Here is a 25038-nt window from a genome sequence, read left to right on the forward strand (position 1 = left end):
ACAGGAAGAGATATCGAGTATGGTTTTCAGAGACTGGTGGAGATATGAATCCAGATGTGGTCATCATGGCAGAGAGGAAATACCTGTAAACATCCCGAACACAGAAGTCAAGCTCTCTTGCGGTGACGATAGCCGAAAGGCAAAAATAACACGTGGCCACTGAGAAAGCCGGTATCCGAAAGGGTGCCGTTTTTTTTTATATCAGAGTACACGCAGACAGTAAGCGTCAAATCAAGCCCATCTGGTTAAGGTGCCTCCCATCGTTCACAGTCTGCAGGAACGACAGGAGGCTTTTTGTAATGATCACGATACAGACTCCCGAGAAATGGAAGATCATATTTGATGCAGACAACACATGCATCTGATCTCCAGCCCCGGCCAGGGCCGCAGGCCTTATCGGCAGTAAACAGTTTATTTGTACTGAATTTCCGCAAAAACCGCAGAAACTGGCGAATATAACTAGTAGGAGGTGGTTGTCAGTGTACAAAAAAACACTGTACGGATTTGTGATGCTGTTCTTCTTTGTATCCAGCTGGCTGGGACGCTATACCCCGGTGCAGCTGGATATGTCCCGGCCGGAGACCATGCAGGCGGAGATCAAAGGTGCGGTGGCGCAGCCGGGGGTCTACGAAATTCCCTGGAATGCCAGTCTGCAGGAGCTGGTGGATGCAGCGGGAGGGCTCTTGCCGGCAGCAGATGCGGATTCCCTGAATCTGGGGTCACAGCTCCAGGACAGGCAGGTGGTGATGGTCCGGGAGAAGTCGCAGAGTCCGGACAGAAAGGTATCCCTGAGTTCGGCGTCCCTGGAGGAACTGACGACGCTGCCAGGGGTGGGACCGGGGATTGCGCAGAGAATTCTGGACTACCGGCAGGAAAACGGGTTCTCGGTCCTGGAGGATTTGATGAATGTGAAAGGAATCGGGGAGAAGACCTTCGAAAAACTCAGTCCCCATCTCACGCTGTAGCCTGTGTCCATCTCCCTGTTTTTTCTCGTATCCGGCCTCTGGCTGACGGTGCTGCTGAAGGATCCCTGGCTGATGGCGGGATTTGGCGGAATCTGGCTGGTGGTGCTGCTGGTCCGGATCCGCAGGCGGCTAGTGGCGGGAATCTGGATCCTGTTCTGGGTTGTGGCAGCTTTCATGACGTGCGGCGGGTCTTTGGAGCCTGTACCGGGGATGTACCGGGTTTGCGAGGTGCGCAGCAATTATGTTATAGCGGAATCCGCCGGGAGCCGCATTCTGTTTCAGGAGGAAGATGCCGGTATCCACGATGAGATCGAGATCACGGAGCTGGAACCGCTGGAAGGGCTGAAAAACATCGGTCTGTTTGATTTCACGGCATACATGCAGGAAAACGGGGTCCGGTACAGAGGCAGCGGCAGACTGGTCCGGCGCAGTGATTCCCTGCAGGGGCAGATCATGAGCTGGTGCCGGTCATCCCCGGCGAAGCTGTCGGCATTTTACGGGATCCGGGAACAGGAAACAATTCTGGACAGAGCCGGGTTGCCGGTGCTGGGTTTCCTGATGGTGACAGAGAGTCTGCTCAGGCGACGGCTGTCTACGGAGATCATACGACGGCTGCTGATTCCTTTCGCGATTGTCTGGGGATGGCTGTTTCTGTGGCCTGTGGCGCTGATGCGCTGGGTGCTCTTCCGGCTGTTCCGTCTTTTTGATATTGACCGGCTGAGAGCCTGGTCTCTGTCAGTGCTCTTCTTTCTGGTGCTGATGCCGGAAAAAGCCGGTTCTCTGTCCCTTGTGCTGCCGGCTTTGCTGCAGCTGTGTTCCATAGTCCGGCGTCCTGCCTTTGCCCGGTGCCTGATCGTGTTTCTCCAGGTCCTGTATTTTCGGTCGGTGTCCCTGAGTGCGGCTGGGGGATACTGGCTGCTGAAACTGCTCTCGGCTGCCTCCTTTGTGCTGGCATGGTTTGATCTGCAGCTGGCACCGGCCTGGGATCTGCCGGGGATACAGCTGTATCCGGCTGCTGTACTGATGGCAGCGGGTGCATTTTTTCTGATCCGTGGTCTTCTGCGGCAGAAGATGTCTCCGGTTTTCTGGCTCTGTCTGATGCTGATGGTCTGCCGCCCGCAGCTGGATCCGTTTTTCCATGTCTACCTGCTGGATGTGGGACAGGGGGACTGCACGGTGATCGTGGAACCGTTCGGACGCAGCGCGGTGATGATCGACGCGGCGGGGAACCTGTACCGGGACAATGCGGAGACCATCATTCTGCCTTTTCTGGAATCCATCGGTGTGAAGCAGCTGGATGCCCTGATTGTCAGTCATGAGGACTTTGACCATTCCGGTGCGGTGGAAGAAGTATGCCGGAGGGTGCAGGTCAGGGAAGTGATCCGGGATGGGGCACAGCCGGTACCGGTTTCGTATCCCTTTGAACATCTGCTGCCAGCGAGGGAGGTGGCGGATGAAAATGAAGGCAGCCTGCTGTCGTATTTTTCCTATGACGGCTTTTCGTATCTCTGGCCGGGGGATGCGGGAACCATGACCGAAACACAGCTGATGGAGACTTTCCGGCAGCTGCCGGTGACGGTGCTCAAAGCCGGGCATCACGGATCGGATACAGCCAGCAGTCCGGCGTTTCTGGACTGGCTGGATCCGGATGCGGTGCTGATTTCCGCTGGACGGCACAATCGGTATGGACACCCGTCTCCTTCTGTGATATCCAGTCTGCAGAGCCGGAACATTTCCCGGTTTTCCACAGCGGAAAACGGGATGATCCATCTATTTTCCTGGCACGGGTTTCTGTTTCTGGAAACCGCCGGCGGACAAGTCACACGGCTTGCCTGAATCCGCAGTCATGACAGAAGCGGATGCTTCCGGAAAACCGCAGACGGACCGGTGCCCTCTGCTATAATGAGAAGCATGATTTACATTCTCTATGGAACGGATGAAAGCCGGATGCGGCAGAAGAAAGGTCAGCTGAAACAGAAGTATCCCGAGGCGGATGTCATCGTGGTGGACTGCCAGCAGCCGGATGCGGCTGCCTGGCTGGAGCAGGCGCTGGATGCAGGGGATCTGTTCGCCACGCAGAAACTGATTTTTGCGGACAACGCTTCCTTTCTGTCTTCCAGAAACACAACGAAGATCCAGCCGGATCTTGTTACCAGACGCATGGAGACAGAGGACATTCTGGTGCTGTCCGTGAACAGCGAAAAACTGGACAAGCGGAAAAAAGCGGTGAAGCAGCTGGAGAAAGCTGCGCAGGTCGTTCCCTGCCTGCCGCTGGATGCCCAGGCCCAGAGAACCTATGTACGGGAAGTAATGCAGGAAAAGGGGCTGTCTCTGGATCCGGATGCCTTTGACTGGTTCTGTTCCCACGCGGGCTGCGATCCGATGATTCTGGAGTCGGAGCTGGAAAAGCTCTCGGTATTCAGTTCTCATCCGTCTCTGGCGGATGTGACGGTTCTGACCACGGTGGAACCCGTGGACAATATTTTCCTGATGACCGATGCCCTGAGCGAGAAGAACGCCCTGCGGCTGCTGGCTGCGTACCGGAATTTCCGGGACCAGAACATGGAACCGCTGGCAGTGGTCATGCTGCTGGCCAGCCAGCTCCGGTTTCTGTTTCAGGTGCGGGTACTGATGGATCAGGGGATGACGAAACAGGAAATCGCCACCAGGCTGGCTGCGCATCCCTACCGGACGCAGATCACCATGGGGAATGCCCGTCGGTTTGAAGCTGCGGATCTGATGGATCTGCTGGAGCAGCTGGCCGGGCTGGAACAGGGGATGAAAAGCGGCATCATGGACAAGGATCAGGCCTTTGAAATGTTCTGTCTGCGGCTGCTGGATGCCTGAATCCGCCGGATATGAAAAAGGGACCGCTTTCAGCCGGATTTCCGGCGGGCTGCGGTCCCTTTTCAAGCATTCTTTGATGCAGAGAAAAAGAAAAAAGAGCCTAGCTCTTTTCTTTTATATTCTGTCTGTCCTACGCTTCGATAGAGTTGATGGCTCTGGCAAGACGGGCTTTCTGACGGCTGGAATAGTTCTTGTGCTTGAAGCCCTTGGCAACGGCCTTGTCCAGCTTGGACTCGCACTCTGCATACGCCTTGAGCGCTGCTTCCTTATCCTTTGCGTCAACAGCAGCCAGAACTTTCTTGATCGAAGTCTTCAGAGCGGATTTCTGGGATACGATCAGCTTGTGCGCCTTGTTGTTTGTCTTCACGCGCTTCTTCTGGGATTTGATCTGCGGCATCGTTCTACACCTCCTGACGTAACAGCATTCGCATTATAGCAAAACGGCTATCCCAATTGCAAGCTGATTCCGGTATAATATAAGACCGAATGGAGTGAGAACATGAAGGAAAATCTCAAGGACAAACGCGTCATTTTCATGGGCACCCCGCAGATCGCGGCTGATGTGCTGCAGGCGCTGCTGGATGCAGACGCCAATCTGGTTCTGGCCGTGACGCAGCCGGACCGCATCACCGGACGCAGACGGGTGCTGACTCCCACTCCCGTCAAAACCCTGGCTGCCGCTCATGACATCCCCGTCTTTCAGCCGGCGAAAATCCGCACAGACTATCAGCCGGTGCTGGATGCCAGACCGGATCTCATTGTCACCTGTGCCTACGGACAGCTGGTTCCGGATGAAATTCTGAATGCGGCTCTCTGCGTCAATCTCCACGGATCCATCCTGCCAAAATACCGGGGCGGTGCACCGATTCAGCGGGCCATCTGGAACCGGGATCGGGAAACCGGCATGACACTGATGAAAATGGCCAGCCGCATGGACGCCGGGGACATCATCCGGATCAGCCGGATCCCCATCACAGAAGAAGACGATGCGGGCACAATGTTCGAAAAACTCGGCAGGACAGCGGGGCAGCTGATTCAGGATGAGCTGGAGCCGCTGCTGGAAGGCACAGCGCAGTTCGTGCCCCAGAAGGAAGAGGAAGCCACGTATTCGCCCATCATATCCCGGGATGAGGAAAAGCTGGATCTGTCCCAGGACGATCAGCGGATCCTGGGACAGATCCGGGGACTGGCACCCCACCCCGGTGCCTATGTCATCGCCGCAGGCAAAAAGCTCAAGCTGCTCAAAGCCCGGCTGGAACCCGGGTGTCAGGGAGAACTGCACACGTTTGTCAGACTGGGAAAATCCGGTCTGGGCCTTCAGCTCAAAGAGCATGTGCTGATTCTGGAACAGGTGCAGTTCCAGGGCAAGCCGGTCATGGACATTCAGTCGTTCATGAACGGCCAGGGACGCAGTCTCCCGGGCACCATCGCCGCTCAGGCCGCCTGAGCCGCCAGCCGAATCACTGCTTAGAACCGAGGAACATTCTGCATGGATCAGAAGAACATACGAAACTTTTCCATCATCGCCCACATTGATCATGGCAAGTCCACCCTGGCTGACCGGATCCTGGAGATGACGGACACCGTGGAAAAACGGGAAATGAAGGACCAGATCCTGGACTCCATGGATCTGGAACGCGAGCGGGGAATCACCATCAAGCTGAATGCCGTTCAGCTGGTATACCACGCCAAAGACGGACAGGACTATCTGTTCCACCTCATCGATACCCCGGGACATGTGGACTTCACCTATGAAGTCTCCCGGTCCCTGGCTGCCTGCGATGGCGCCGTCCTGGTGGTGGACGCAGCCCAGGGTGTGCAGGCCCAGACGCTGGCCAACGTGTATCTGGCTCTGGACAACGATCTGGAGATCCTGCCGGTGCTCAACAAAATCGATCTTCCCAGTGCCCAGCCGGATGTGGTGCGGCAGGAAATCGAGGATCTTATCGGGCTGGACTGCAGCGATGCGGTGGAAATCAGCGCCAAATCCGGTCTGAACGTGGACCAGGTGCTGGAGGAAATCGTAAAACGCCTCCCGGCACCCAAAGGAGACCGGAACAAACCGCTGCAGGCCCTGGTCTTTGACTCCCTGTACGATCCCTACCGGGGTGTCATCGCATTCGTATCCATCAAAAACGGAACGGTGAAAAAAGGCGACAGGATCCGGTTCATGGCCACCGGTGCGGAATATGAAGTCACCGAAGTCGGGGTCCGCACCCCGAAGGAAGTCGTGGAAGACCAGCTGAACACCGGAGACGTGGGCTGGATCAGCGCTGCGATCAAGAACATCGAAGATGTGCGGGTGGGCGATACCATCACAAGATCCGATGCGCCTGCTGCGCAGCCCCTGGAAGGCTACAAGGAGATGCAGCCCATGGTCTACGCCGGTCTGTATCCCGTGGACAACGCCCGGTACGAAGACCTGAAAGATGCCCTGGCGAAGCTGAAACTCAATGACGCCAGTCTGCACTTTGAACCCGAGACCTCACAGGCCCTGGGATTCGGCTTCCGCTGCGGCTTCCTGGGTCTGCTGCACATGGATGTCATTGAAGAACGCCTGGAGCGGGAATACAACCTGAACCTCATAGCCACATCCCCCTCGGTGATCTACAAGGTGTACCGCACAGATGGCACCGTTGAGGACGTGGACAACCCCGCCGCACTGCCTCCGGCCCAGAACATCGACCACATCGAAGAACCCTATGTGCGGGCCGAGATCATGGTCCCGAAGGAATACGTAGGGGCAATCATGGATCTCTGCCAGAAAAAGCGCGGAGAATACATCGATATGCAGGTGCTGGATGACATCCGGATGAATCTGATTTACGAGATGCCCCTTTCGGAGATCATCTTCGATTTCTTCGACAAGATGAAATCCTCCACCAAGGGATATGCCTCCTTTGACTACAGCTTCTCCCGGTACAAAACCAGCAACCTGGTGAAAATGGACATTCTGCTCAATGGCCAGGTCATTGACGCGCTGTCCATCATCGTGCACAAAGACTTCGCCTACAACAGGGGCAACGCCATGACGATCCGGCTCAAGGAACTGATCCCCAAGCAGCAGTTCGAGATCCCGGTACAGGCAGCCATTGGCGGGAAAGTCATTGCCCGCACCAACATCAAGGCCCTGCGCAAAAATGTGCTGGTCAAGTGCTACGGCGGCGATATCTCCCGGAAAAAGAAACTGCTGGAGAAGCAGAAAGAAGGAAAGAAGCGGATGAAAATGGTGGGATCGGTGGAGATTCCCCAGGAAGCCTTCATGGCGGTTCTTTCCATGGATGATGAAGGCTGACGCCTTCTGCCGGAGCATCACAGCCGTGGACAGTACAGAGACAAAAAGCCGCTTCCGGCGGCTTTTGACGTATCAGGAAGGAGACGGAGATGAATCAGAATAAGCGGGATGCCTGCGAAAAACCGGCAAGCGCCTATGTGCATGTGCCTTTCTGTCACGGGATCTGCGCCTACTGCGCGTTTTACCGCCAGGTGAGCCAGGACAGATCGGCCTGGCTGCAGCAGATCTGCCAGCAGATCCGGGAAACGGATATCGGGCATCTGGACACGCTGTATTTCGGCGGGGGGACTCCGTCGATTCTGACAGAGGCGGAATTCGACGAACTCCGCCGGCTGTTTCCGAAGGATGTCCCGGAGTTCACCCTGGAATGCAATCCGGAGGACGTCACGCCGCAAAAGGCAGCTTTCTGGAGATCCCGGGGTGTGAACCGGGTTTCCATGGGGGTCCAGACCTTCGATGACCGCCGGCTGAAGGCCATTGGCCGCCGTCATACCGGTGAGCAGGCACTGGGGGCTGTGAAAACCCTGCAGGAAGCTGGGATCACCAATCTGTCCATTGACCTGATCTTCGGACTTCCCGGGCAGACTCTGGCGGATGTGCAGCGGGATGTGAACCGGTTCCTTTCTCTGGATCTGCCTCATCTGTCCATTTACAGCCTCCAGATCGAGCCGGACAGTGTTTTTGGCCGCCGGGGGGTGCAGCCCTGTGACGAGGACCTGGAAGCGGATATGTACGAGTGGATTGTCAGAAGGCTGAAGGAAGCGGGCTATGAGCACTATGAGATTTCCAGCTTTGCGAAACCGGGCTGGTATTCCCGGCACAATCTGGCGTACTGGCAGGACCGGGATTTTTACGGATTCGGTCCCGGGGCTTCCGGTCGTGAGCAGGGTGAACGATATCACATGGACCAGGCGGGAAAGCGGATCCCGGATGAGACGGATGCGGCGTTCGAGGCACTGATGATGGGTCTGCGGACGCAGTTTGGAGTGGATCTGGAAGCATATATCAGCCGGTATGGTACAGATCCCCGCCAGGAACATGCCCCGGTGATCCGGAAATATGCACCTCATTTTCAGGAGCAGGACGGGCGCCTGTTTCTGGGTGAAGCGGGCAGGGAGATCCTGAACACGATCCTGGTGGAGATGCTGTGAGAAAGAAGAGCTGGCGGGATGGAAATCTGGAAAGCTGAAATGGACATGGCGGAGGAAATCTGTCAGATGCTGCAGATGGTGATTCAGACAGTCTATCCGAAGCAGCTGTGGCGATCTTCTGTCATCACCATAGCCGTCTGCAAGCCATGGACGGGATTCGCAGCGACGGCATACGGGCGGCCATCCAGGACCATCGGGCACGGCAGCCTGAATCTGGATTATGATGTCTGTCTGATCCATGAAATCGCGGAGAAGAAGCTTTAGAGGATTTTGTGATGATTCTGTAAATCTGGTATGACATAATACAGACAGGAGGAACCATCATGAAATATGCAAAGTCTGTATCCACTGTCATTCGGATCCTGATCGTATTCAATCTGATCGGGTTTGCGGTGCTGTTTCTTGGAGAATCTGTTCAGCCGTTCATCCCGCAGGATAATGGCTTCTGGATGTCCCTGTCTTTTGCAGGCAGTGTTTTGCGGATGCTGCAGTCCTGCTGCATACCGCTGTATACAGCCGTTGCGCTGTATGCGGTCTGGCTGCTGATTGAACGAATGGCAGAAGGAAGAACTGACGAGTGAAAACAACACGGAAATAAACCATTACGTCGTGATATTGGGATTCTGTAATGATTCTGTAAAAGCAGTCCGGTCAAACTGAAATCAGAAAGAAATGCATCAAGCGTGGAAGGTGCCGTATGAATCGTGTAACTGCCATGAAGGCTGCAGCCGCCAGTCTGTTTCTCCCACCAAATATATATGTTTTGCGAGTCACAGCCTGGGAAATCCCGGCAGCTGAAGTCCAGGAGGAGCAGACCATTCAGCCACGCGCAGCGGAAACCTGGTACGGAACCAGCCCGGTGCAGGTGGGATCAAATCTGAAGGCGACGGTGGCTGCAAGACGGACAATCCACAGCAGTCAGTGGTCCAACAGTGCTGGTTTTTGGAGTCAAACTGTAATGGAGCTGTTTCGTATGTACATCAGGGAATAACAGCTGGTTACATTTATGTTACCGTTAGCATGAACGGAATGCTTGTGAGTGTGAACGTTCCAGTCTATCCAGTTTAAAGAATTCAGTTTTAAAAGGCATCTTTCGGGATGTCTTTTAAAATATCTATAGCGTAAACCGATGCCGGATTCCCGATCCTGGCTGCTCTGTTCCTGCTTCCATGGACCTGATTTCTGTCGGTTATCTGTCTGTGGTGTCTGGAAACAGTCAGTTCTCTTCTGATCTGCCACGTCCTGATCAGAAGACTGACTGGCGTTGCGGTGAGCCCTGCGCATGACAGAACAGTCCTGTACAGGGGCAACGTGCAGCCGGGCACAAAGGTTAGACCCTGCAAAGTCTTTCCCTGCGGTTTCTGCGTTTTCATGAGTCTCAGATTATTGCACTCGTGGCAATTCTGGCGGGACTGACTGCCTCTGCAGACCAGCAACTGGCGGCTGGAATGGACGGATCAGGGTCAAAGTCCGCTGCGGTCTCTGGAGTCTGTCAATTCCTGGCAGCCTTCCATTGATACGGGCAGTTCTTCCGGGATGATAGCTGTGGATACAGCGCTGTTCAGTCCAGGTTCGTCTCCAGTCAAAGATGCCTGGGATGAGGATATGTTTGAAGAGAAAGGCTGGAAAAATGGAGAGGCAGTGATTCTGTATCTGCCACCCATGGTTGTTCAGGACGGAACTCTGGTTTCGGGGCAAACGGTCAAACTGATTTCCCCGGAGGGGGCTGTCCGGGAGATGACGTTTTCCGGTATTATTGCAGATGAGATCAATCAGGACAGATTTGCTGACGCGGAGCAGAATTTCTGGAGTATCGTTTTTGCGAATCCATATACGGTGATCGTGTCCGGGGCTTTTTTGAGGAAGAACCTGTGAATGTGATGGAATTCCGGTCAGAGAAGGACGAAGAGATGCTCCTGGAAACCATCACTCTGGATGACGGTGCAGCAATGGATGAACCGGAAGAAAAGGGAAAGGACTGGATATCATGAGCAAATATGATCCGCTGTGGAGCTGGATAGGGAAAACAGACAAGGACAGCCTGAAGCTGTCCTTTGAAGAAGCAGAGAAGATCCTGGGATTTCCCATTGATCATTCCTTTCTGAGATTCAAGAAAGAATTGTCCGGCTATGGCTGGGAAGTGCAGAAGATTTCCCTGAAACAGCAGACCATTCTGTTCCACCGCCTGATGACACAGAATCAGTCTTCAGCGGCTGCGTCCGGGAACTGACTGTCCGAAGTCAGCCGAAGCAAAAAAAGAGCCGGTTTGTCGCACAGCTCTCCGGGATACCGGATCAGGCAGACCGCAGGTGTCTGGTCTGCATAGAGAAGGATATGGTTGCCGGTATCTGCAGTTTCAGGATACTCTGCGAAGATTACAGAAACGTTACAGATTTCGATTTTCTGTGCAAACTGACAGATCAGAGAGTCCGGCGTCCGTATGATGGTATCTGCCTCTTGACACGCCTCTGGTTCTGGCGGATAATTATCTGGATTTTGGGCTGAGATTCAGGACACTCCGACCTGTTTCACGGACCAGAAGGACCATTTACAAGGAGGAACTTACCATGCTGCTGAAAGCGGAAAAACAGGCAATCATGAAAGAGTATGCACGTCACGAAGGTGACACCGGTTCGCCGGAAGTGCAGATTGCCGTACTGACTGAAGAAATCAACCGTCTGACTGACCACTTCAAGGACCACAAGCACGACTACCACTCCATGCGGGGTCTGTACAAGAAGGTTGGCCGCCGGAAACACCTGCTGGCTTACCTGAAGAAGGAAGACCTGGACCGGTACAAGACACTGATCGCACGTCTGGGCCTGCGCAAGTAAGACACTGAAAAACCGCTTCGGCGGTTTTTTCTTTTGCCACAGGCGGCTTTTAAGACCTGCAGCGGGCAGGCATCCCCCGTGCATTTCTCCTTCCTGCAAACGGATAATGCCAAAGGAAGAAAAGGAGGAAGAAATCATGAAAGTATTTGTTGCAGGCGGGACAGGCCGTGTGGCTCAATATGTCATCAGGGATCTTCTGGCAAAAGGAGACATGGTGGCAGCCGGATGCCGTCATCCGGAAAAACTGGAACACCAGGAAGGTCTTGTGCCCGTGCAGATGGACCTCCATGCAGATGTCAGGGATCTGGCAGCACTCATCCGCGGCTGTGATGCGGTGTATTTTCTGGCGGGATCCAGAGGAAAGGATCTGCTGCAGACAGATGCCTTTGGTGCAGTCAAGCTGATGCAGGCGGCGCAGCAGGCAGGAATTTCCCGGTTTGTCATGCTGAGCTCCATGTTTGCGCTGCAGCCGGAGAAATGGAAACAGGAACCTGGCATCGATACGATCATTGACTATGATATTGCCAAATTCTTCGCTGACCACTGGCTCTCTCATAATACAAAGCTGGACTGGACCATTGTACAGGCCGGACTGCTGCAGGAGACACCGGGTACCGGAAAAATCGAACTGGATCCGGCACACGAAGGCGGGATCTCCATCGAAGACATTGCAGCTGTTCTCGCAGATGTGCTGACCATGAAAAACACCTATGGAAAAATCATCATGGCAAAGAACGGGGATACCCCCATCAAAGAGGCGCTGGCTGCTGTCTGATACAGATACAGGCATGACAGAAAAAGGCTGGATCCATTGCACAGGGTCCAGCCTTTTCAGTACACCAGCCTTTTCAGTACAAAGGAATGGTTCCCGCATATGGATGCGGGTTCCGGGTTCGAATCCCATACGGTTCGGCATACACCTGACGAAGTGCTGTCAGTTCTGTGAGCGGTGCGGAAAGCAGAACGAAATCCGGCGCTTTGACTGTCTTCAGACTCTCTTTCAGGTTTTCCAAATCCTGATCGGGATTCTCGATCAGCAGCGCATACTGGCGGTCCTGTGGATTCAGGACAATGACGTCTCTGCCTGCCAGCAGGGAAGGGAGCCGGCGGCAGAACAGTTCGGCGGATGAAGACACAGAATCGCTGGAACCTGCTGCCAGGATCCAGCTCCTGTTCTGCAGACTGTCCGGTACCTCCGTTTCATATCCTGCCAGAATTCTGTTGAGTGCAGTGACTGCATCCGCAGTGTCGTGGTCCTGCCGGGAAAGCCGTCCCCTGATTTTTTGCAGCGATTCCAGAAGCGTGGCAGGAGACAGGGCCGGTTTGAGAATGTAGTCGGCGGCTCCATGGGTCAGGGTGTTTCGGACATAGTCGAATTCCGAGTAGGAACTGAGTACGATCACCTGAGTATCAGGACAGATTTCCTGCAGCCGGCTGGTCAGTTCCATGCCATCCATCTCGGGCATGATGATATCGGATATCACCAGATCCGGGTGGCGGGATTGTGCCAGTTCCAGGGCTTCCCGCCCGTTGGCGGCTTTGCCGATGATCGTGAATCCTTCTTTTTCCCAGTCGATCATGAATTCCACACCCTGACGGATCAGGTATTCATCATCAACGATCAGTACGCTGTATTTCATAAATCTATCATCGCATATCTTCCGCAGATCCTCACAGGCATGGGAGGCCGGAGCCCCGGGAAAAGAGCCGGTCCAGGAAATCTGCAACCAGCCGGTTTCAGGGAATCCGGTGCCCGGCTGCCTGATACAGGGCATACCATTCTTTTCTGGTCAGATGCAGATTCCGCGCTTTGGCCATATCCAGAATGCGTTCTGTTTTGCTGGAACCGGTGACCACCTGCATCCCTGCCGGATGACGCAGGATCCAGGCGGCGGCGATGGCGGATTTTGAGACACCGTATTTTTCAGCCAGTTTCTCCAGCAGTATGTTCAGTTCCGGAAACTCCGGATGATCCAGAAATGTGCCCTCCCAGTCACCGAACTGCAGCGGGCTCCAGGTCTGGATCGTGATTCCTTTGGCCCGCATGGAATCCAGGACATGGCCGTCCCGGTCGATGGACCCTTCTGTGGGCATGTTGGTTTCCAGTCCGGAGGATATCATCCAGGAATTGGGGATGGACAGCTGCAGCTGATTCACCAGCAGCGGCTGATGAACGGCGCTTTCCAGCAGTTCAATCTGTCCCGGGGTGAAATTCGAGACACCGAAATACCTGACTTTTCCGGCAGCCTGCAGTTCATCAAAGGCAGCTGCGATTTCCGAAGGTTCCATCAACGCATCCGGGCGATGCAGAATCAGCAGATCCAGATACCCGGTCTGCAGCCGTGCCAGAATTCTGTCCACGGCGTCCAGAATGTATTCCCGGGATAAATCGTAATATCCCTCCCGGATCCCGCATTTGGACTGCAGGATCAGCTGTTCTCTCGGTGTCTGACAAAGCTGCAGAGCCTGGCCGAACTTTTCTTCGCAGATACCGTTTCCGTAAATATCCGCATGGTCATAGTGCAGGATACCTTCCCCGGCCAGGCGGTCGATCATGTCCGCGATCTGTTCCGGCGTCAGCGAATCGAACCGCATACAGCCCACAACGATTTCTCCTGTCTGAGGCAATATATGTTTCAGCTTGATGTCATTCATTTTCGTTCCTCCATCATCTTGCATGAATCCATCATACCGGCTGCTGTCGGGCAGAGAAAAGTGTGCAGGACAGAGCTCTGGATCGTTGCTGGATAGCGGATACACATGAACCGTGTTTGTCGCCTTCCTCCAGTCCAGGAAACCGGTTCAGGACAGATCACTTCAACAGCTGCCGGACTTGTCCATCATCGGCAGGAGTGGCAAATTCCAGATTCAAGCGATATGCCTGTGTCAAATATGATAAGATGGAACCGCTTAGAAATAATTAATTCAGATGAGGTAAGAAATATGGCGAAAGAGGTATTCCAGTTTGACTTTCAGGGACGTCCCCTGATTGTGGAGACTGGAGAAATTGCCAAACAGGCGGATGGAGCAGTGCTGGTCCGCTATGGAGACACGGTGACGCTGTCCACGGCGGTTGCCAGCAAGCAGGCCAAGGAGGGAATCGACTTTTTTCCGCTGACTGTGCAGTATGAAGAAAAACTGTATTCCGCAGGGAAAATTCCCGGCGGATTTCTGAGAAGAGAAGGACGGCCGGGGGAACATGCCACGCTGTCTGCCCGCATGATCGACCGGCCAATCCGGCCGCTGTTCGCAGAGGGATTCCGGAACGAAGTGCAGGTGGTGAACACCATCCTGTCCGTGGATCAGGACTATGCCCCGGAAATGGCGGCCATGTTCGGCGCTTCGCTGGCACTGTGCATTTCCGACATTCCCTTCGGCGGTCCCATCGCCGGAGTGAAAGTGGGCCGTGTCAACGGGGAATTCATTGCCAATCCCACGCAGGAACAATGGGAACAGAGCGACATTGAACTGACAGTTGCCGGTACAGCCAGTGCGCTGAACATGGTGGAAGCCGGTGCCAGGGAAGTCAGCGAAGAGGACATGCTGGGTGCGCTGATGTTTGGTGCAGACAGGGTCCGGGAACTCTGCGGTTTCCAGAAAGAAGTCATTGCCCAGCTTGGCAGGCCCAAACGGGAAATCACGCTGTATGCGCCGGATCCCGAACTCAAGGCAGCAGTTCTGGCTGCCTGGGAAGAACCGGTCCGCAAGGCCGTGTCCATCAAGGAAAAACTGGAGCGCTACAACACCATTGACAGCCTGATTGACCAGGCTGCCGAAGAATATGAAACGAAGGAATATGCTTCTGAAGCCGACAAGGCAAAGGCCGTGAAGCAGGTGAAGCAGATTCTGCGGGATACGGAAGCAGATGAAGTGCGCCGGCTGATCATTGAAGACAAAATTAGGCCGGATGGACGGGAAGTGGATGAAATCCGCCCGCTGGATTCCCAGGTGGACCTGCTGCCCAGAGTTCACGGCAGCGCACTGTTTACCCGGGGCGAGACCCAGGTTCTGTCCACCACCACGCTGGGTGCGCTGAATGAGAACCAGATCATTGACGATCTGACGGAAGTGGAATCCAAGCGATTCATGCACCATTACAACTTTCCTCCCTACTGTGTGGGTGAAACCGGCCGCATGGGTTCTCCCGGACGGCGGGAAATCGGTCACGGTGCACTGGGAGAACGGGCGCTGCTTCAGGTGCTGCCTTCCGTGGAAGAGTTCCCCTACACGATCCGGACTGTTGCGGATGTCATGGAATCCAACGGATCCAGCTCTCAGGCTTCGATCTGCGCGGGATCCATGTCGCTGATGGCAGCTGGCGTCCCCATCAAGGCGCCGGTGGCCGGTATTGCCATGGGCCTGATCATGAATGATGACACAGGCGCCTACACCGTGCTGACGGATATTCAGGGCATGGAAGACCATTTCGGAGACATGGACTTCAAAGTTGCCGGCACCCGGGATGGCATCACGGCCCTGCAGATGGATATCAAGACCACCGGCATCACGGAAGCGATTTTCCGGGAAGCGCTGGCGCAGGCCCGGAAAGCCCGGATGGAGATCCTGGACAACATGGAGACAGCCATTGAGAAGCCCAGGGAAGAACTGAGTCCCTATGCTCCCAAGATTGCCATCATGCACATTGATCCGGACAAGATCAAAGATGTGATCGGACCCGGCGGCAAGATGATCAACCAGATCATTGCGGAATGCGACAATGTGAAGATCGACATTGATGATGACGGTCAGGTGGTGATTTATCACCAGGATCAGGCTGCCATTGACAAGGCGAAGGAAAAAATCGCGGAAATCGTCCGGGAAGCCAAAGTCGGAGAGATCTATGAAGGCAAAGTTGTCCGGATCGAGAATTTTGGGGCGTTCGTCAACCTGTTCGGTCACACGGATGGCCTGCTGCACATTTCCAACATTTCCCATAACCGGGTGGAAAAAGTGGAAGATGTGCTGAAAATCGGCGATCTGATTGATGTCAAGGTCATGGAAATCGACAACAAGGGACGGGTCAATGTATCGGCCAAAGCCCTGCTGCCCAGACCCCACAGAGAACCTGGTCAGGAAACCGATCAGCGTCACGGAAACCGGGATGGCAGACGGGATAGCCACAGCCGTTCTGACCGCAGAGACCGACCCCGGCGCGACCGCCGCCCGCAGGAAGACAGGAGGCACAGCCAGTCTGAATCAGAGGCTGCGCCTGCAGAATCTGCAGGAGCTGCACCGGTAACTGTTGCGCCGGAGCAGGAGTAGAAACAGAGCTGCTCAGCCCGTCATTGCAGCGGAAGGATCTGAATATGCACAAGGACCAGTCACTGTCATAAGGACTGGTCCTTTTCAGACGCAAAGCAGAGGGGATGAGGTTTTCACAGAACACCTGAAGAAACCGGTGCATGGGAGTGCTACGGCAAGCAGACAGAAAAGCCGCCGTAAGCGGCGGCAGTTTCTGGCAGTCTGCGCTGATTCAGTGGGAGAATCAGGCGCCGCCTGTTTTCTTTTCGTAGACAGGAAGGACCATTTTGTACATCAGCGGTTTGACAGGAATGTCAAATTCCCCGATGTATTCCCGGACATCCGCGCCCAGGCTGTGCTTGTGGTTTGACAGACCGTCTTCCAGGGATCCTTCCACACCGCTCATATCGCAATACCGGATGCCGTGTTCACTGGCGTACCGGTAAGTGGCATCATAGAGAAATGCGCTGGCCCCGGTCTTGCTGTAGGCATTGTTGTTGCCCATATACAGCATTTCCAGCTTTCCGTTGTAGCCAATGCTCAGGATCCCGCTGATGCAGGTGCCATCTGCCGTACGGCACAGGCTGATGATCGCACCGTCAAAACTGTCGATGATCCGCTGAAAATATTCCCGGTCCCGGAGTTTGACGCCTTTGCGGTCCTCTGTGCAGTGCATAAGTTCGCTGAAGATATCCAGAATCTCCGGATTGCTGCGGATGTCACTGGCTGTGTGGATTTCAGCGGAGAGGTTTTCCCTGGCGGCTTTCTTGATGGCCCGTCTGGTGTTCCGGGCATAGCGGGCGGTAAAATCGTCCGTTACGTCCACGCCCATGTTGGTCCTGGGCTGAACGGTTTCGGCGATAGACATGGTATATCCCTTGTGAATGGCTCCTGTCTCCTTTTCAAACCGGTCCACTGCCTCCTGATTGTGTCCCTCGGGTCTGCCTTCCTTGAGCATGAACCGGTGGTCCAGAATATATGGGTCGAATTTGATGAAAATGCACTTGTCTTTCCGGCTTTCCTGACGGATGGCATTCAGCAGTTCAATCATCAGTTCCTGATTCTGCCCGGCTGCAATCGGTCCCCGGGGAATGTAATACATTGAATATCCCATGGGCAGCGGTTTGACCAGGACCATGGCCCCAGCCACAATGGTTCCCTGGCTGTTTTCCAGAGCAAACAGCCGTCGTTCCCAGTTGTTCTTGACCGCAGCCCAGTGAACCGACTGCAGGGCCACACCCTGCTCCTCCATGAAGGCTTCAAATTTCCGCTCATCCGGCGAAGTAATACATCTATTTGCCATGTTGTACCTGCTTTCCATATGCGAAACAGATCGTCCGATCAGGGTCTGCGGCAATGGTCATCCTGCAGATGCAGTTTGCGTCAGCCGTATTTTCTCTGGATCTGACCCCTGTTCTGTTCTCATTACATCATTATATCTGTCTGTCAATCTCCGGTCTCTGAAAGAGAACAGACCTGTACCTGCAGCAACCCGGTTCAGGCAGCCCTCCGGTATTGCCGGTACACCGGATTCCCCGGAGAAAACCGGAAATTTGGTACAGCCCCTTCTGCAATCCGGTCAATCGTGTTCCAATGACGGAAGACAGGAGAACGAATCATGAACGAACGTTTCTTTGAACTTCCGGAAGAGAAGCAGGAGCGGATTCTGCAGGCGGGATTCCGTGTATTCTCCAGGAGCAGCTACCATCAGGCTCCGATGAATGAAGTGGCGGCGGAAGCCGGCATCAGCAAGTCGCTGCTGTTTCATTACTTCCGGAACAAAAGGGAATTCTATCTGTATCTCTGGGAGATCTGCGGCAGACGGACCATTTCGCAAATGGAAGCCAGTGACTGTTACCGGCAGGCAGATCTGTTTGAGAGCATGCGGCTGGGGATGAAGGTGAAAATGGCCATTACGCGGGAGAACCCGGATATGGCTCTGTTCACCCTCCGTGCATTTTATGAAACAGATCCGGATATCCGGCAGGATATTCAGGAAAGCTGTCAGTCGCTTTTCAGCTGGAAGGCAATGCATATGCTGATGAATCTGAATCCGGGACAGTTCCGGGACGGGATTGACATCCGGCATATGTACCGGGACATGTATCTGGCCAGCGAGGGATATCTCTGGGAAGCCATGATGCGAAACGATGTGGATTTTGATTTGATGGAACAGGATTTCGAAGAGATGATCGGATTCTGGAAAAGCATCTATCTGAGAAAGGAAAAGAAATGATGACAGGAAATGGACAGGCAGTTGTGGAACTGAAGAATGTGCACAAAGCCTACGGCAGCAGACAGGCACTGAAGGGGCTGGATCTGCAGGTTGAACCGGGCATTCTGTTTGGACTGGTGGGACCCAACGGGGCAGGGAAGTCCACCGCGCTCCGGATCCTGCTGGGGCTGGCCAGAGCCGGTCAGGGGGAGATTCGGCTGTTCGGACAGAAGGTGAAGCACGTCGGACCGGAGCAGCGGGCCCGGATTGGCTACCTGCCCTCGGAAACGGAGTTTTATCCGGAGATGCGCGTGAAGGAACTGCTCCGGTATGCAGCCGGACTTCAGAAAAAAGACTGTCAGGCCAGGGCGGCGCAATTGTGCCGGGCACTGGATCTGGATCCGGAAGCAAAGATCCGGCAGCTCTCCCTGGGCGGACGGAAGAAGGCAGGAATTGTCTGTGCCATGCAGCATGATCCGGACCTGCTGATTCTCGATGAACCCACCAGCGGTCTGGATCCGCTGATCCAGTCTGTATTCTTTGACCTGCTGCATCAGGCAGTGGCCCGGGGAGTCACGGTGCTCTTCTCCAGTCACAACCTGGCGGAAGTCCAGCAGCACTGCCTGCAGGCTGCCTTTATCCGGGACGGGCGGATACTCGTCAGCGGACCGCTTCATGAACTTATGAGCTGGTCTCTGCGGAAAGTGGACATGGATGGCGGTCCGGATCCGGCGGGTCTGCCAGGTGGCAGCCATATCCGGCACGGCGGTGCCAGAACACAGTTCTGGTATCAGGGGGCCATGCCGGCGCTGCTTGCCTGGCTGTCAGAGGGACAAGTCCGGGATGTGACGATTGCCGAGCCGGATCTGGAAGATGTCTTTCTGCATCTGTATGAAGACACCGGAACGCCAGACAGCAAGGGGGAGATAACAGCATGCTGACGATCGTTTGCCGGGAGCTGAAAAACCAGCTGGGATCCTGGCTTGTCTGGACTGGTTCCATCAGCGTGCTGCTGGCGGTCTGCATTTTTGTCTATCCGCAGATGCAGGAAGAAGCCCGGGGACTGGGAGATGCTTTCTCCTCCATGGGGGCGTTCACGAAAGCCTTCGGCATGGACAGTCTGGATTTCGGATCCTGGCCCGGATTCTACGCACTGGAATGCGGCAATGTACTGGGAATCGGCGGAGCATTTTACGCTGCGCTGTGCGGGTCGCAGATCCTGTCCAGGGAAACAAAGGGACGCACAGCGGAATTTCTGTTCTCTCAGCCTGTGACCAGAACGCAGGTGTATCTGGGAAAGCTGCTGGCTGTGATTCTGGAGATTGTGGCTTTGAATCTGGTGGCTGCAGCGGTTTCCCTGCTTTGTCAGCAGGTGATTCAGGAAACCATGCCAGCCAGAGCCTTCTGGCTGCTCCATACCGCCATCACGCTGGTCATGCTGGAGACCGCTGTCATCTGCCTGGGCCTGTCTGTGTTTTTTCCTTCGGTCGCAACTGGTGCCGGACTGGGACTTGTCTGTCTGTTCTACATACTGAACGTGATCTCCAATATTGTGGATGCCACCCGGTTTCTGAAATGGGTGACGCCGTTTGCCTATAGCGACGGAGCCGCCATCATTTCGGATTTGCAGCTGGATCTGCCCTGTCTGATAGCCGGTATGCTGCTGGCACTGACGGTGCTGGTCTGCGGCTGGCACAGACTGGAAACAGAAGATATCCGCTGACACTGACTACCCTGAATCAGCCAGGGTGATCTCTGATATGTATTTTGCGCAGTCTGCCTTGTGGAAAACCGGTGAGCACCGGTTTTTTCTCTGTCCGGATACCCGCTGTGGCAGCGACAGCAGAGTCCACAGTCATTTCAGCCGGACAATCCTCCTTCTCATGTCACCTGGAGAGAACGGACACTGCAATGTCGTCAACAGTTCTGCCCCTTTCCCTGCAGGCTGATGGTTCTGTGCTAAAATCGTTGTGAGGTGAAAGACATATGGATTTCAGAAAACTCGCTGAAGAACAGAAACATTCCTTTCTGAAGGACTTGAATACGATTGTCTCTGTCAATTCTGTCAGGGACGAAGCCACAGCCGGACCCGGAAAGCCATTTGGCAACGGTCCCCGCGAGGCGCTGGATGTGATGCTGCAGATGGCCCAGAGAGACGGATTCACCACCAGAAACATCGATGGCTATGCCGGTGTTGCGGAATATGGCGACCCGGACAATCCTGACACGCTGGGCATTCTCGGTCATCTGGATATCGTGCCTCTGGGAGAGGGCTGGACAAAAGAGCCCCTGAAACTGACCGAAGATGACGGATATCTCTTCGGACGCGGTGTGCTGGACGACAAAGGCCCCACGCTGGCGGCTTACTACGCCCTGAAACTGATCAGGGAAGCCGGCATTCCCCTGAAAAAGCGGGTCATGCTGGTCATGGGCTGCGATGAGGAATCCGGAATGGAATGCATGAACTATTATTTGTCCCACGCGGAGATTCCGAAGACCGGATTTGTGCCCGATGCGGATTTTCCGGTGATTTACGGAGAAAAAGGCGGCGCTCATGTGCTCCTGAAAAGCGACACGCCAACGGTGATTCATTCCATGCATGCAGGAACCCGGCCGAATATCGTCATCGGGAAAGCGGATGCGCTGACAGCCGCTGCAACCCCGGAACAGAAAGCGTTCTTCGAATTTTTCCTCAGGGAGAACAGTCTGGAGGGCACTGTGACGGACCAGGAAGACGGGACACTCTGGCACCTGGAGGGAACTCCTTCTCATGCTGCCTGGCCTTATAAAGGCGTCAATGCCGCTGTGCAGCTGCTGCGTTTCATCGGAGCCGCCTATCATGATTCTCTGGCACAGGCTCTGGGGTATCTGAGCGCGGACTGGACAGGGAAGAATCTGGGAATTCAGCAGGATGGCCTGTATATGGGCATGCTGACGCAGAATCCGGGGATTGTGAACATTGAAAACGGACACAGCGAAATGCTGCTGGATATCCGCTATCCCAACGAAACAGACGGAGACAAGCTGCTGAAGCAGATTCAGGAAGCGGCTGATCAGACAGGTGCCGGCATTGCAGCTCACCTGGAAAGCGATTCAAAACCCCTGTTTGTGGATCCGGACTCCAAACTGGTCAAAACCCTTATGGATGTATACCGGACGCATACAGGAGACACGTATTCCCCGGCAATCACCATCGGCGGCGGCACCTACGCCCGGAAATTTGACAACTTTGTTTCCTTCGGCCCGGAACTGCCCAATGACGCAAAGACCACCGCACAGTTTGTAGGCGGTCCCCATCAGCGGGATGAAGGAATCCGGGAAAGCGATCTCATCAACGCCATTGCGATTTACGCAGACGCCATCATGCGTCTGGCTGCCTGAATTCATGCGGATGAGACGTGTCGGCTGGGCCGTGGACTACCTGGAAGAAGCACAGAAGCTTGTCCGGGACCCGGAAACCCACGCCGGAAAATGGAAAGAACTGTTTGACAGCCGGAAAACGGAGGCGCCTGAGACCACACAGACAGAAGAAATTCTGCCGGAGAGTGTTCCCGGCCGGCTGCATGTGGAATTCGGTACCGGCAAAGGCGGATACAGCCTGGACATGGCCCGGCTGTATCCTGAAGAATACTTTGTCGCAGTGGAGAAAAACGACAGCGCAGCGGGAATCGCTGCCAGCAAGTACGATGCGGAAGGACCGGAGAATCTGCGGCTGATCTGGAATGACGCCCGGTTCATGGACACCTGGTTTGCGCCGGAGGAAGTGGATATGATTCATCTGAACTTCTCCGATCCCTGGCCCAAGAACCGCAACGCCAAGCGGCGGCTGTCTGCAGATTCTTTTCTGCGGCAGTATGCTGCCATCCTGAAACCGGATGGAAAGCTTGCCATGAAAACGGACAATGCAGCACTGTTCGAGTATTCGCTGCTGCAATTTTCCCGGGCTGGCTGGCCGCTGCAGGAAATCAGTGTGGATTTCCGCCGGAGTGAACATCCGGAGGATGCCATGACAGAGTACGAGCGGAAATTCACGACGGAAGGCAAGCCCATTTACCGGGCTGTATGGAGAAGAAAATGAAAGATTTGACCAGCTTCCAGGAAGTTCTGGATACAAAAGGCATCAGCTGCATCCTGTTTACAGCTGCCTGGTGCCCTGACTGTGTGGCGATTCGCCCCTTTATGCCGGACATTGAGAAAGAATTCAGTGACATCACCTTTTTCAAAGCGGACAGAGACAAGTTCATGGATCTTTGCGTCCAGCTGAACATCATGGGAATTCCCAGCTTTGTGTGCTTCAGGAACGGGAAGGAGATTTCGCGGTTTGTTTCGAAGTTCTCCAAAACCAGAGCCGAGATTGAACACTATCTCAGCGAAACGATTCAGAAAGGATAGACCTACAGACAATGGCGATCAAAGACTTCATGCATGCGCTTTTCAAGGAAGAAGTGGAAGAAGAGACAGAAGAGCTGGCCGTCCGGGAACCGGAACACCAGGAACAGGAACCACCCACGACCGTGGTGACGGAAACCGAATACGAAGAAATCAAGGCGGCGCAGCCGGAAAGACAGCCGGAACCGCAGCCGTACATTGCACCGGAACCGGTGATGGAGATCGTGCGGGAAACCCCTCAGAGCAGCATTTTCGCCGGTCTGGATGTATCGGAAATTGAAAAGGCACCCGCCGGCAGCCGTCAGAGCGGATCCTCGCGTCCGGCTTACAAGTTCGACCGGTCCAAGCTCAGCAAAGCCACGGTGACGGACGACTATCAGGCTGTGATTTCTCCGATTTTCGGCAACATTGAAGACGAAGACAAGGAATACGAGAAGGTTCACAATGCGGTGGAACTGCCCCGTCCTGAGGAAGGATTCTCCATGACCACGGTGATTTCTCCGATGTTCGGCAATGACCTGCCGGAACCTAAACCGGTGGAACGCATTCCGGATTACAGAAAAAAGGAAATCCGCAAGCCGGCTCCGGTGAGCGATCTGCTGGATACAGCCAAACCGGCCGGCTATGAATCCGATCCGCTGCTGCCGGAAGTTCAGGAAGACGGAGAGAAGTAATGGCTGTTCATTTCACCGGCATCAAGGGAACCGGCATGGCGGCGTTGGCAGGTATCCTGGCAGATGAAGGATTCGAAGTGAACGGATCCGATATCGACAAGTACATATTCACCCAGGACGAGCTGGAAAAGCGGCACATTCCCGTCACTTCCTTTGATCCGGATACGATTCATTCCGGGGACACAGTCATCGTGGGACTGTCCTTTGACGAACATCATCCGGAAGCAGCCAGAGCCCTGGCGGATCCCACCGTGGAGGTGTACTGGTACAACGAGTATCTGGGCCGGCTTCTGGAGCGGTATGAATCCATCTGCATTGCCGGCACTCATGGCAAATCCACGACCACAGGACTGCTGGCCAGCGTTCTGAAGCTGCATGCGCCCACCGGATTTCTGATTGGTGACGGACATGGCAGCATGCCGCAGAATGCGAAATACTTCATTCTGGAGTCCTGCGAATTCCAGCGGCATTTCCTGGCGTATCACCCGGATTATGCGATCATCACCAACATCGAGCTGGATCATGTGGATTACTACCGGGATATGGACGACTATGTGGCTGCATTCCAGTCTTTCGCGGACCAGATCGGGAAACTGGCAGTTGTCTGCGGAGATGATGAACACCTGATGCAGCTGCATTACAGCTGTCCCCGTGTTACCTATGGTCTGAAGGATGGCTGTGATTACCAGGCGGTGAATGTAACGGACGACGCCGCAGGGATTTCCTTTGATGTCAAAAAAGACGGACAGATCATAGCCCATACATCTCTGCCGGAATCCGGATATCCGTTTCTGATTGACAGTCTGGGTGTGTTTGCCATGGCCAGCGAACTGGGAATGGATCCCGAAGCCATCGAGCAGGGGCTCCATGATTATCGGGGGATCAGCAGGCGGTTTGTCATCGAAGAAGCCGGAGACAGCATTCTGATTGACGATTACGCCCATCATCCCACGGCGATCCGTTATATGATCGAAGCTGCCCGGAACCGGTATCCCGGACGCAAAGTCATCGCTCTCTACAAACCCGACCGCTATTCCAGACTGCAGTATTTTCTGGATGGATTCGCCGATGCCCTGAAGCTGGCGGATGAGGCGGTGCTTCTGGATTTCCCGGGCAATGCCGTCCGGGAGGATGAAAGCATCACCGTGACCATCCAGGATCTGATTGACAGGGTACCGGGCAGCCGGCTGGGACAGATTGATGAACAGACAGCCGGAGAACTGGCTGCGGAAGACGGTGCGGTATTCCTGTTCATGAGCAGCAAGGACATCTACCTGCTGCGGGACATGGTGCGCTCCCTTCTGTGCGGATCCGGTCACTGAACAGAACTGAACGAAGCAACTGACCCCGGATATGTGATTCTGGGGTTTTTCGAATATCCGAATATTGTTGAGGTCGCTGAGCACCTCTAAAGTTTCTGAATCAAA

The 25038-nt window shown here is 54.7% G+C and carries 24 protein-coding genes, 1 rRNA gene and 1 pseudogene; 22 read left to right on the forward strand and 4 right to left on the reverse strand.

What is annotated here, in order from left to right:
• Positions 1-55 precede the first annotated feature (55 nt).
• The 4 genes from rrf to holA all read left to right on the forward strand — a co-directional run bounded on the left by rrf (position 56) and on the right by holA (position 3812).
• Positions 56-162, forward strand: a 5S ribosomal RNA gene (gene rrf / locus QZ305_RS09425).
• A gap of 317 nt (positions 163-479) precedes the next feature.
• Positions 480-965, forward strand: coding sequence for a ComEA family DNA-binding protein (locus QZ305_RS09430; RefSeq protein WP_294731540.1), 486 nt, complete (start codon positions 480-482; stop codon positions 963-965).
• 3 nt (positions 966-968) lie between these two features.
• Positions 969-2801 (forward strand): ComEC/Rec2 family competence protein, encoded by a 1833-nt coding sequence (locus tag QZ305_RS09435; RefSeq protein ID WP_294731541.1) that lies wholly within the window; start codon positions 969-971, stop codon positions 2799-2801.
• A gap of 75 nt (positions 2802-2876) precedes the next feature.
• On the forward strand, positions 2877-3812 hold the full coding sequence (holA, locus tag QZ305_RS09440; RefSeq protein WP_294731542.1) for a DNA polymerase III subunit delta: 936 nt from the start codon (positions 2877-2879) through the stop codon (positions 3810-3812).
• Positions 3813-3942: 130 nt separating this feature from the next.
• Here the strand turns inward: holA and rpsT are convergent, their stop codons facing one another.
• A complete protein-coding gene (gene rpsT / locus QZ305_RS09445; protein ID WP_294731544.1) occupies positions 3943-4209 on the reverse strand; it encodes a 30S ribosomal protein S20 in 267 nt (88 codons plus the stop codon).
• Positions 4210-4311: 102 nt separating this feature from the next.
• Between rpsT and fmt the strand changes: the two genes are divergently transcribed.
• The 9 genes from fmt (at position 4312) to QZ305_RS09490 (ending at position 11867) form a co-directional block, all read left to right on the forward strand.
• A complete protein-coding gene (fmt, locus tag QZ305_RS09450; protein WP_294731546.1) occupies positions 4312-5259 on the forward strand; it encodes a methionyl-tRNA formyltransferase in 948 nt (315 codons plus the stop codon).
• 42 nt (positions 5260-5301) lie between these two features.
• Complete coding sequence (lepA, locus tag QZ305_RS09455) at positions 5302-7107, forward strand: translation elongation factor 4 (RefSeq protein ID WP_294731548.1); 1806 nt, start codon at positions 5302-5304, stop codon at positions 7105-7107.
• A gap of 89 nt (positions 7108-7196) precedes the next feature.
• A complete protein-coding gene (gene hemW, locus QZ305_RS09460) occupies positions 7197-8258 on the forward strand; it encodes a radical SAM family heme chaperone HemW (protein WP_294731549.1) in 1062 nt (353 codons plus the stop codon).
• An 18-nt stretch (positions 8259-8276) separates the two neighbouring features.
• Positions 8277-8522: a hypothetical protein gene (locus QZ305_RS09465; RefSeq protein ID WP_294731550.1), complete on the forward strand. Its 246-nt coding sequence runs from the start codon at positions 8277-8279 to the stop codon at positions 8520-8522.
• A gap of 59 nt (positions 8523-8581) precedes the next feature.
• Positions 8582-8839: a hypothetical protein gene (locus QZ305_RS09470; RefSeq protein ID WP_294731551.1), complete on the forward strand. Its 258-nt coding sequence runs from the start codon at positions 8582-8584 to the stop codon at positions 8837-8839.
• Between the two features lie 1024 nt (positions 8840-9863).
• On the forward strand, positions 9864-10133 hold the full coding sequence (locus tag QZ305_RS09475) for a hypothetical protein (protein ID WP_294731552.1): 270 nt from the start codon (positions 9864-9866) through the stop codon (positions 10131-10133).
• Between the two features lie 112 nt (positions 10134-10245).
• The gene (locus QZ305_RS09480; protein WP_294731553.1) at positions 10246-10488 is read left to right on the forward strand and encodes a hypothetical protein; all 243 of its coding nucleotides are present in this window, start codon (positions 10246-10248) and stop codon (positions 10486-10488) included.
• A 337-nt stretch (positions 10489-10825) separates the two neighbouring features.
• Positions 10826-11092: a 30S ribosomal protein S15 gene (gene rpsO, locus QZ305_RS09485; protein ID WP_075884744.1), complete on the forward strand. Its 267-nt coding sequence runs from the start codon at positions 10826-10828 to the stop codon at positions 11090-11092.
• A 136-nt stretch (positions 11093-11228) separates the two neighbouring features.
• Complete coding sequence (locus tag QZ305_RS09490) at positions 11229-11867, forward strand: NAD(P)H-binding protein (RefSeq protein WP_294731556.1); 639 nt, start codon at positions 11229-11231, stop codon at positions 11865-11867.
• Positions 11868-11940: 73 nt separating this feature from the next.
• On the opposite strand, the gene QZ305_RS09495 is transcribed toward QZ305_RS09490, so the two are convergent.
• Both QZ305_RS09495 and QZ305_RS09500 read right to left on the reverse strand, forming a co-directional pair.
• On the reverse strand, positions 11941-12732 hold the full coding sequence (locus QZ305_RS09495) for a response regulator (RefSeq protein ID WP_294731558.1): 792 nt from the start codon (positions 12730-12732) through the stop codon (positions 11941-11943).
• Positions 12733-12829: 97 nt separating this feature from the next.
• Positions 12830-13771: an aldo/keto reductase family oxidoreductase gene (locus QZ305_RS09500; RefSeq protein WP_294731559.1), complete on the reverse strand. Its 942-nt coding sequence runs from the start codon at positions 13769-13771 to the stop codon at positions 12830-12832.
• A gap of 264 nt (positions 13772-14035) precedes the next feature.
• Here QZ305_RS09500 and pnp point away from each other — a divergent pair.
• Positions 14036-16267 (forward strand): annotated as a pseudogene (gene pnp, locus QZ305_RS09505) (polyribonucleotide nucleotidyltransferase); the annotation flags it as partial.
• A gap of 310 nt (positions 16268-16577) precedes the next feature.
• Here the strand turns inward: pnp and QZ305_RS09510 are convergent.
• The gene (locus tag QZ305_RS09510) at positions 16578-17636 is read right to left on the reverse strand and encodes a peptidoglycan bridge formation glycyltransferase FemA/FemB family protein (RefSeq protein ID WP_294731562.1); all 1059 of its coding nucleotides are present in this window, start codon (positions 17634-17636) and stop codon (positions 16578-16580) included.
• A 315-nt stretch (positions 17637-17951) separates the two neighbouring features.
• Here QZ305_RS09510 and QZ305_RS09515 point away from each other — a divergent pair, with 315 nt between their 5' ends.
• The 8 genes from QZ305_RS09515 (at position 17952) to murC (ending at position 24933) form a co-directional block, all read left to right on the forward strand.
• Positions 17952-18569: a TetR/AcrR family transcriptional regulator gene (locus QZ305_RS09515; RefSeq protein ID WP_294731565.1), complete on the forward strand. Its 618-nt coding sequence runs from the start codon at positions 17952-17954 to the stop codon at positions 18567-18569.
• On the forward strand, positions 18566-19489 hold the full coding sequence (locus tag QZ305_RS09520; RefSeq protein WP_294731567.1) for an ABC transporter ATP-binding protein: 924 nt from the start codon (positions 18566-18568) through the stop codon (positions 19487-19489). Before QZ305_RS09515 ends, QZ305_RS09520 begins: the two co-directional genes overlap by 4 nt.
• Complete coding sequence (locus tag QZ305_RS09525) at positions 19483-20271, forward strand: ABC transporter permease subunit (protein WP_294731568.1); 789 nt, start codon at positions 19483-19485, stop codon at positions 20269-20271. The genes QZ305_RS09520 and QZ305_RS09525 overlap by 7 nt, the downstream gene beginning before the upstream one ends.
• 263 nt (positions 20272-20534) lie before the next feature.
• Positions 20535-21929: a dipeptidase PepV gene (gene pepV, locus QZ305_RS09530; protein ID WP_294731569.1), complete on the forward strand. Its 1395-nt coding sequence runs from the start codon at positions 20535-20537 to the stop codon at positions 21927-21929.
• Positions 21930-21933: 4 nt separating this feature from the next.
• On the forward strand, positions 21934-22626 hold the full coding sequence (gene trmB / locus QZ305_RS09535) for a tRNA (guanosine(46)-N7)-methyltransferase TrmB (protein ID WP_294731570.1): 693 nt from the start codon (positions 21934-21936) through the stop codon (positions 22624-22626).
• Positions 22623-22940 carry a thioredoxin family protein gene (locus QZ305_RS09540; RefSeq protein WP_294731571.1) on the forward strand — a complete coding sequence of 106 codons (318 nt, stop codon included), beginning with the start codon at positions 22623-22625 and terminating at the stop codon, positions 22938-22940. Before trmB ends, QZ305_RS09540 begins: the two co-directional genes overlap by 4 nt.
• 11 nt (positions 22941-22951) lie before the next feature.
• Positions 22952-23611: a hypothetical protein gene (locus tag QZ305_RS09545; RefSeq protein WP_294731572.1), complete on the forward strand. Its 660-nt coding sequence runs from the start codon at positions 22952-22954 to the stop codon at positions 23609-23611.
• Positions 23611-24933: a UDP-N-acetylmuramate--L-alanine ligase gene (gene murC / locus QZ305_RS09550; RefSeq protein WP_294731573.1), complete on the forward strand. Its 1323-nt coding sequence runs from the start codon at positions 23611-23613 to the stop codon at positions 24931-24933. Before QZ305_RS09545 ends, murC begins: the two co-directional genes overlap by 1 nt.
• Positions 24934-25038: the final 105 nt, after the last annotated feature.

The sequence above is a fragment of the uncultured Faecalibaculum sp. genome (assembly GCF_910588395.1).
GTDB lineage: Bacteria > Bacillota_I > Bacilli_A > Erysipelotrichales > Erysipelotrichaceae > Faecalibaculum.

Excerpts from the sequence above, each read along its gene's own strand:
- holA (WP_294731542.1), top strand. The coding sequence starts at position 2,877 with ATGATTTACATTCTCTATGGAACGGATGAAAGCCGGATGCGGCAGAAG.
- rpsT (WP_294731544.1), bottom strand. The coding sequence starts at position 4,209 with ATGCCGCAGATCAAATCCCAGAAGAAGCGCGTGAAGACAAACAACAAG.
- fmt (WP_294731546.1), top strand. The coding sequence starts at position 4,312 with ATGAAGGAAAATCTCAAGGACAAACGCGTCATTTTCATGGGCACCCCG.
- lepA (WP_294731548.1), top strand. The coding sequence starts at position 5,302 with ATGGATCAGAAGAACATACGAAACTTTTCCATCATCGCCCACATTGAT.
- hemW (WP_294731549.1), top strand. The coding sequence starts at position 7,197 with ATGAATCAGAATAAGCGGGATGCCTGCGAAAAACCGGCAAGCGCCTAT.
- QZ305_RS09465 (WP_294731550.1), top strand. The coding sequence starts at position 8,277 with ATGGAAATCTGGAAAGCTGAAATGGACATGGCGGAGGAAATCTGTCAG.
- QZ305_RS09470 (WP_294731551.1), top strand. The coding sequence starts at position 8,582 with ATGAAATATGCAAAGTCTGTATCCACTGTCATTCGGATCCTGATCGTA.
- QZ305_RS09475 (WP_294731552.1), top strand. The coding sequence starts at position 9,864 with ATGTTTGAAGAGAAAGGCTGGAAAAATGGAGAGGCAGTGATTCTGTAT.
- QZ305_RS09480 (WP_294731553.1), top strand. The coding sequence starts at position 10,246 with ATGAGCAAATATGATCCGCTGTGGAGCTGGATAGGGAAAACAGACAAG.
- rpsO (WP_075884744.1), top strand. The coding sequence starts at position 10,826 with ATGCTGCTGAAAGCGGAAAAACAGGCAATCATGAAAGAGTATGCACGT.
- QZ305_RS09490 (WP_294731556.1), top strand. The coding sequence starts at position 11,229 with ATGAAAGTATTTGTTGCAGGCGGGACAGGCCGTGTGGCTCAATATGTC.
- QZ305_RS09495 (WP_294731558.1), bottom strand. The coding sequence starts at position 12,732 with ATGAAATACAGCGTACTGATCGTTGATGATGAATACCTGATCCGTCAG.
- QZ305_RS09500 (WP_294731559.1), bottom strand. The coding sequence starts at position 13,771 with ATGCAAGATGATGGAGGAACGAAAATGAATGACATCAAGCTGAAACAT.
- QZ305_RS09510 (WP_294731562.1), bottom strand. The coding sequence starts at position 17,636 with ATGGCAAATAGATGTATTACTTCGCCGGATGAGCGGAAATTTGAAGCC.
- QZ305_RS09515 (WP_294731565.1), top strand. The coding sequence starts at position 17,952 with ATGAACGAACGTTTCTTTGAACTTCCGGAAGAGAAGCAGGAGCGGATT.
- QZ305_RS09520 (WP_294731567.1), top strand. The coding sequence starts at position 18,566 with ATGATGACAGGAAATGGACAGGCAGTTGTGGAACTGAAGAATGTGCAC.
- QZ305_RS09525 (WP_294731568.1), top strand. The coding sequence starts at position 19,483 with ATGCTGACGATCGTTTGCCGGGAGCTGAAAAACCAGCTGGGATCCTGG.
- pepV (WP_294731569.1), top strand. The coding sequence starts at position 20,535 with ATGGATTTCAGAAAACTCGCTGAAGAACAGAAACATTCCTTTCTGAAG.
- trmB (WP_294731570.1), top strand. The coding sequence starts at position 21,934 with ATGCGGATGAGACGTGTCGGCTGGGCCGTGGACTACCTGGAAGAAGCA.
- QZ305_RS09540 (WP_294731571.1), top strand. The coding sequence starts at position 22,623 with ATGAAAGATTTGACCAGCTTCCAGGAAGTTCTGGATACAAAAGGCATC.
- QZ305_RS09545 (WP_294731572.1), top strand. The coding sequence starts at position 22,952 with ATGGCGATCAAAGACTTCATGCATGCGCTTTTCAAGGAAGAAGTGGAA.
- murC (WP_294731573.1), top strand. The coding sequence starts at position 23,611 with ATGGCTGTTCATTTCACCGGCATCAAGGGAACCGGCATGGCGGCGTTG.